This is a genomic window from Lentilactobacillus sp. TOM.63, from assembly GCF_030361045.1.
Classification (GTDB): domain Bacteria; phylum Bacillota; class Bacilli; order Lactobacillales; family Lactobacillaceae; genus Lentilactobacillus; species Lentilactobacillus dabitei.
Genome location: NZ_JAUCAP010000111.1, coordinates 1 through 6,121, shown reverse-complemented (window position 1 = coordinate 6,121; position 6,121 = coordinate 1). Strand labels below are relative to the sequence as shown.

At 41.8% G+C, this 6,121-nt stretch carries 3 protein-coding genes and 5 pseudogenes; 4 read left to right on the top strand and 4 right to left on the bottom strand.

Annotated features, from left to right (window positions below):
• A pseudogene (locus QUF07_RS13065) lies at nucleotides 1-1,182 on the bottom strand (Y-family DNA polymerase); the annotation flags it as partial.
• Nucleotides 1,183-1,423: 241 nt separating this feature from the next.
• On the bottom strand, nucleotides 1,424-1,486 hold the full coding sequence (locus QUF07_RS14155; RefSeq protein ID WP_230083882.1) for a putative holin-like toxin: 63 nt from the start codon (nucleotides 1,484-1,486) through the stop codon (nucleotides 1,424-1,426).
• Between the two features lie 493 nt (nucleotides 1,487-1,979).
• Here QUF07_RS14155 and QUF07_RS13060 point away from each other — a divergent pair, with 493 nt between their 5' ends.
• Complete coding sequence (locus tag QUF07_RS13060; RefSeq protein WP_289427827.1) at nucleotides 1,980-3,329, top strand: FAD-dependent oxidoreductase; 1,350 nt, start codon at nucleotides 1,980-1,982, stop codon at nucleotides 3,327-3,329.
• A 29-nt stretch (nucleotides 3,330-3,358) separates the two neighbouring features.
• Complete coding sequence (locus tag QUF07_RS14150) at nucleotides 3,359-3,565, top strand: IS66 family transposase (RefSeq protein WP_225357878.1); 207 nt, start codon at nucleotides 3,359-3,361, stop codon at nucleotides 3,563-3,565.
• A 303-nt stretch (nucleotides 3,566-3,868) separates the two neighbouring features.
• Here QUF07_RS14150 and QUF07_RS13055 read toward each other — a convergent pair.
• Nucleotides 3,869-4,360, bottom strand: a pseudogene (locus QUF07_RS13055) (Cna B-type domain-containing protein); the annotation flags it as partial.
• 160 nt (nucleotides 4,361-4,520) lie between these two features.
• On the opposite strand from QUF07_RS13055, the pseudogene QUF07_RS13050 reads away from it, so the two are divergent.
• Together QUF07_RS13050 and QUF07_RS13045 are read left to right on the top strand one after the other, a co-directional pair.
• Nucleotides 4,521-5,063 (top strand): annotated as a pseudogene (locus tag QUF07_RS13050) (family 1 glycosylhydrolase); the annotation flags it as partial.
• Nucleotides 5,056-5,286: pseudogene (locus QUF07_RS13045) on the top strand (glycoside hydrolase family 36 N-terminal domain-containing protein); the annotation flags it as partial. The pseudogenes QUF07_RS13050 and QUF07_RS13045, both read left to right, overlap by 8 nt.
• Nucleotides 5,287-5,313: 27 nt before the next feature.
• Here QUF07_RS13045 and QUF07_RS13040 read toward each other — a convergent pair.
• Nucleotides 5,314-6,063, bottom strand: a pseudogene (locus QUF07_RS13040) (IS3 family transposase); the annotation flags it as partial.
• Nucleotides 6,064-6,121 lie beyond the last annotated feature (58 nt).

Here is a 6,121-nt window from a genome sequence, read left to right as displayed (position 1 = left end):
ATAAACTGGTCGCGTAAACTAGTTTGGTGAACCCAAATTGCCGGTGAATTTCATCAATCACTTGGTTTAACCGGCTACGGCGAATTTGGTTGCGCGGGGTTTCAAATAAATTAAGTTGTTGGCCGGAATTGGCACTTAGTTTACTGCTATAAACGCCAATATTCCGGACAGCTTGACCGTCCCAATTCTGACGGAATAACCACAATAATTGTTGCGTCAAAACTTGATTGTCGTTAGTCGGTTCAATTTTTAAAGCCTGGTTAAAGCCACCGCGGCCATCTGCTTCTGCCGCGGCAGAGGAAAACCCAATGCTTAGCGATAGACAACCTGCCAGTTTATGGTGGTGCCGAAGCCGAGCCGCCATCTGTTCCCCAATTTCTTTAATGACCGTTTCAATTTCGGCTTGGTTAAAATAGTCCCGTGGCAGAACTTGCGAATTCCCCAGGCTATAGCAAATAATTGGCTACCAATGACCCCCAGCTGCTGTTTGAGCAAATAAGGGTTAGTGTGGGCTAGCTCATACATGTTGTGAATTTGAAGGCGGTTCAAACGTTTGGCCATGCGGGGGCCAATACCCCAAACGTCCGTTAACTCATCAATTGACCAAATCTTATCCGGCACAGTTTCGTAATGGATTTCACCGATCAATTCATGATTATGTTTAGCGTAAAGGTCTAAGGCTAATTTAGCTTGCACCGGATTGTCACCAATTCCCACGGTGGTATACAAACCTAGCTTTTGCCGAACTATCTTTTGAATCAAGCGCGCCACTTCGCGAACGGAATTGCCAAACAGCCGCCAAGTATGGGTCATATCAAGAATGCTTTCATCAATCGAATACGGCCAAACCTCTTTTTCAGTAGTAAATTGATGAAAGATCTGATTGATCTGCAAATTACGTTGAATATAAAGGTTCATGCGCGGTGGCACGACCCACAACCTGGGGTCATTGGGTAAGTCACGTTTACGGGAGACGTTGGCTTTAAGATGAAATAAGTGCTTAGCTTCGGGTGACGTGGCTAAAATGAGTCCGCCATTGGTATTTTCAGCTTCACTAAGGACCACTAATGGGACTTTTAAGGGATTTAGCCCCCGGGAAACGGCTTCGCAACTAGTATAAAAGGACTTGTTATCGATTAAGAAAAACACCCCATGGGGTTCATCATCAGTAAACAATTTCATCACTTCCGTTAGCTTTTACCTGTATTGTAGCACAAAAAGCAAACGTATGTTCCCTAAAAAACTGCTAGAAAGCTGATTAAAAATAGTCGAAAGTCAATTATAGTCATGCTATAATATAGACAGAAAAAGGAAGTCCCGCTAAAGCAGGACTTCCCGTACAAGCCGCTTTAAAGGCGGTGGCCTAGATTACAAAACTACATTGTCGCCCTGTAACCGACCAAAGTTACGCAGGGCGGCTTTTTTATTTGTTCCTCTTGTCGATGTATGTTAGCAACGCTAAAATAAACATTGCAAACAGCAGCATCAACGAGAGTGTCTGGAAGACGCTCATTGACTGTGAAACCTTCCTGAAGATTATTCCATGTTCCCATGGGCCTCACCTCACAAGGGAAAAGACAGCCACCGCCCTTAAAACTTCTTGCTCAATCCATTATACAGGGAAATTAAAAATCAACCAAGAGCAATAAAACCGCTCTTGACAGCAAAGGAAAGCTACAACACTAGCAAGCTCAGCAAGCAAGGCTAATAATACTGCTGCAATGGGAAATAACAAGCGTCCAGTAGGGCGGTCCAAGAGCGGGCGCAAACCCTACCAGACAGTACGATTATAAAAGTAAAGAAGGTCATAAAATCAGCTACTAGAGGGAAAACTGTGGTAAAAGACAAATAAGATGGTGAAATGATGACTATAAAGTCAAGTCAGATAAATAGGTAGTTGAGCATATAAATTGCTTTTGGCGATTTGATTACTTATAATAAGTGCAATAACAAATGACTAGTAAAAGGCGGGTAAAACAATGGATAAATTTAAAAATATTATTATTGGATTTGGTAAGGCGGGTAAGACATTAGCTAAGTACTTGGCGCAGCATGATGAGACCGTGCTTCTGATCGAACGGTCAAAACAAATGTATGGAGGGACTTGCATCAATGTTGGCTGCCTACCATCTAAAAATTTAATTTTAAATGGTCAACGTGGCTTAGACTTTACTACGGCAGTTAATAAGCGTGGTGAGATGACTAGACAGTTGCGAGACAAAAACTATCACATGGTGGCTGATGAGCCACTAGCAACAATTTGGGATGGGTCAGCACGTTTTATCGACAATTATGTTTTGGCAGTCGTAATGAGTGATGGAACAACTAAGAAGGTGAGAGGTGAACGCATCTTCATTAATACTGGAGCGGTTCCAAATTGGCCATCAATCCCAGGGTTAGAATTCGGTCAGCGGATTTTTACGTCTAAAGAAGCTATGGAATTGGAGAAACAACCGAAACGACTAGCAATTATTGGTGGCGGTTATATTGGCCTTGAATTTGCTGGAATGTTTAATTCCTTTGGTACGCATGTAACGATTTTCGACCAACATACCAGATTGTTAGAGCGCGAAGATCCTGATATTGCGACCGAGGTCGTAGCAGATCTGACTGACGCAGGGATCGAGATTAAACCGGCGACTCAACTAACTCAAGTAAAAGATAATGGTGAGAAGGTTACATTATATTATCAACAAGGTGATCAAACCAACACTGCGAAATTTGATGCGGTATTAGTTGCAGTCGGTCGACGGCCTAATATAAATAGTTTAGGGCTAGAAAATACCGATATTGCTTTAACCAGTCGTGGTGCTATTCAGGTCGATGATCATTTAAGGACCACAGTACAAAACGTTTGGGCGTTGGGCGACGTTAATGGCGGTCCTATGTTCACTTATGTCTCATTGGATGATTTTCGTATTATTGTAGATCAATTGTTTGATAAGGGGGATCGCTCAACGGCCGATCGAATGGTGATACCGACTGCTTCGTTCCTAAATCCACCACTGGCTAACGTCGGCTTAAATGAACGTCAAGCTAAGAGTGCAGGTTATGATTTACAAACCTTCAAGCTATCAGTCAAGGCGATTCCAAAGGCCCGTGTCTTGGAGGATCAACGCGGGCTTTATAAGGTAACCGTTGATCAAAAAACACACCTTATTTTAGGGGCAACATTGTATGCCGCTGAGGCTCATGAAACCATCAATCTAATTGCATTGGCAATGAAGGCCAAATTACCTTACGAAAGATTACGCGACATGATCTATACTCATCCAACAATGTCTGAAGCCTTGAATGATCTTTTTAAGACCCCGGTTGTGAAAAGCTAACGCCCTAGAAACACAAAGCCGACTAGTTAATCGAGGAAACAATCAAGAAATCACCGTTAAAATTATTACGCAATGTGATTAACAATGCCCTTAATCTAAAGGACCGGGTTTACCAGATCTTTGAGCATTGTGATCTACCTTTACACAATAACCACGATGAGCAACAGATCCACTCTACCACGCTGGTGCGAAAGAATAAGTCTGTTCACAAAACCAACGGCAGGCGCAAAGGCTAATACGATCTGGTTTGGTATTGTACAAATGGAAAAATTAAATAAACTGGACGTCTTTAAGTATTTTTAACCATTACTAACGGTTTACACGCAACGTAACACGCCAGATATTGAGGCTTATTTACCGGGGGCTCCAGAAATTCAGGCCACGTGTCGTGTTTAATAGAGAAACCAAAGCGGGCGACTAACGCAGAAAACTGCGTTGGTCGCCCGCTATTTTTGTTTGAACCCAGGGATCTGAGATACCATCAATGGTTAAGATTCAACCCGGTTCGTTGTGGAGTGCTTACGATCATTCAATCATGATCAAATAGTAAATCTACTTATAACTACTAAACCTAAGCTTAGCAATAACGTCACTAGTCCAATTAACATCATACCCATTGATGATCCATCACCTGTTTGAGGTAATCTACTTGTTTTATCGTACATTTTACCTTGAGTGAAATCCTTTGGTGTTACCTTATTCCCATTATTAGGAACTTGAGGTTCCTTAGGCGTTGTCGGGTTATTAGGAACCTGGGGCTTCTTAGGCGTTGTCGGATTATGGGTATTAGTAATATTGTAACCATCAACAGTACTGGTGTACCCCGCAACTGCATCTTCCGTAACTGTGTAGGTAATCTTCTGACCATTAGCATAAGCAGCTAAGTTGTCGAAACTGTACTGCCAGTTATCACTGGCACTAACTTTCTTGCTTGCAACTTGTTGACCATTGGCCAATAAGTTTACCGTGATTGAACTTGGACGGATTCCATCTTGATTGTTGTTATCCCTCCAAGTCTTCGTCCCTGAAACTGAGGTTTTCTCAATCTTATCGATAATTTTAATAACGGCCCCTTTTGAATCAAAATTTGTAGAAGTTACGATTACCGTATCTGCTAATTGATATCCCTTAGGTGCACTGACCTCTTTCAATTGGTAACTATCACGTAACAACCCATAGATAGTGCAAGGTGGTCGTGGCTTATCGATTGCGGATGCGTTACCAGGTGGCAAAGACCGATTTAAAATCGTTAGTCAATCAGATTTTGACTGGACGATCGATACAGATAAGTACACCTATCCAAACCATGAAGGTATTGATTTCTATCATCATTACAAAGAAGATATTGCACTGTTTGCCGAAATGGGTTTCAAGTGTTACCGTTTCTCAATTGCATGGTCACGAATTTTTCCAAATGGTGATGAAACGCAACCTAACGAAGCCGGATTAAAGTTTTATGATGATGTGATTGACGAATGCTTGGCCAATAATATTGAACCAGTGATTACAATCTCACATTATGAATTGCCATTGAACTTGGCCAAACGGTATGGTGGTTGGAAGAACCGGTATTTGATTGAATTCTACGAAACTTTCGCGCGGACCATCTTAACGCGTTATGCTTCAAAGGTTAAGTACTGGATGACCTTCAACGAAATCAACAGTGCGGCACATTTTCCGGTGATGGGCCAAGGATTAGTGCCATCGACGGGTGCTAATGTCAAAAAGAAGCTTGCCACAAACTTATGCCGAAGATGAGGATGAAGCCCAAACTTTGATTGTGACGTTGCGAGATGCCACATTAGGAGTGACACTCGGATTAGCCTACACGATTTATCGGGATCGGCCAGTTATCACGCGTAGCGCCCGGTTGATTAATCACGGTGAGCAAGCTGTCGACTTAGAAAAAGTGGCTTCGATGCAGATGGACCTGCCAACCCAACCATTAGATGTGCTCCTACGTCAAGTTTTGGTACTAAAAAAATTAGCCGTTTATCCTAATTCTTTCGGTGTTATACCAGTTAATGTAATTTTCAACTCTGAGGACTAAGTCCTCAAAACTAGTAAAACGTGTTTGAAAAATAAATTCTCGTTTAAGTAGCGAATGGAAAGCTTCGAGCGGACCGTTATCATATGGATAACCTTGTTTGGAATATGAATGCCTAATCAGGTGCCGCTTTAACAGGCCTTCATAAGCAATACTGGTGTATTGTGAACCCATATCAGAGTGCAAAAAGGTTGGCTTAGAAGCCCTGCTCAAGGCTTGCAACAATGTCTTAATAATCAGTTTCGATGCCATCTCCTTGCCAATTTTGAAAGCGATGATTTGCTTACTAGCTTGGTCAAAGATGGTACTTAGATAAACCCAAGTGCCTGGTCTTAGTTCTAGGTAGGTTATGTCAGCACGCCAAATAGTTCCGATTGGATGGTTCTTAATCAAGTTAGGCCGTTGAGAATAATCTACATGAGTGCCTGGCTTCTTAAAACGCTGCCCCATTAGTGATCGAATGCCTAACTCCTGCATTAATCGGTAGACACGATTGGGGCCAATGACTACACCAAGTCTTCTCATGGCAATTGTGATCCGAGGGTAACCATAGGCTTTATAATTATTTTTCCAAATTTCAAAGATCTGGCTTTTTAAAATCGTATCTTGTTTATCATGACGACTTGTCTGATAGTGTTTCCAATGATAATACGTACTTTTAGAAAGCCCTAAGAAGCTGTCCAAGATCTATGATTTTTGATATACTTCTATGTAAAAAGCGAGTTTAAGCTATGAAAAATTATCC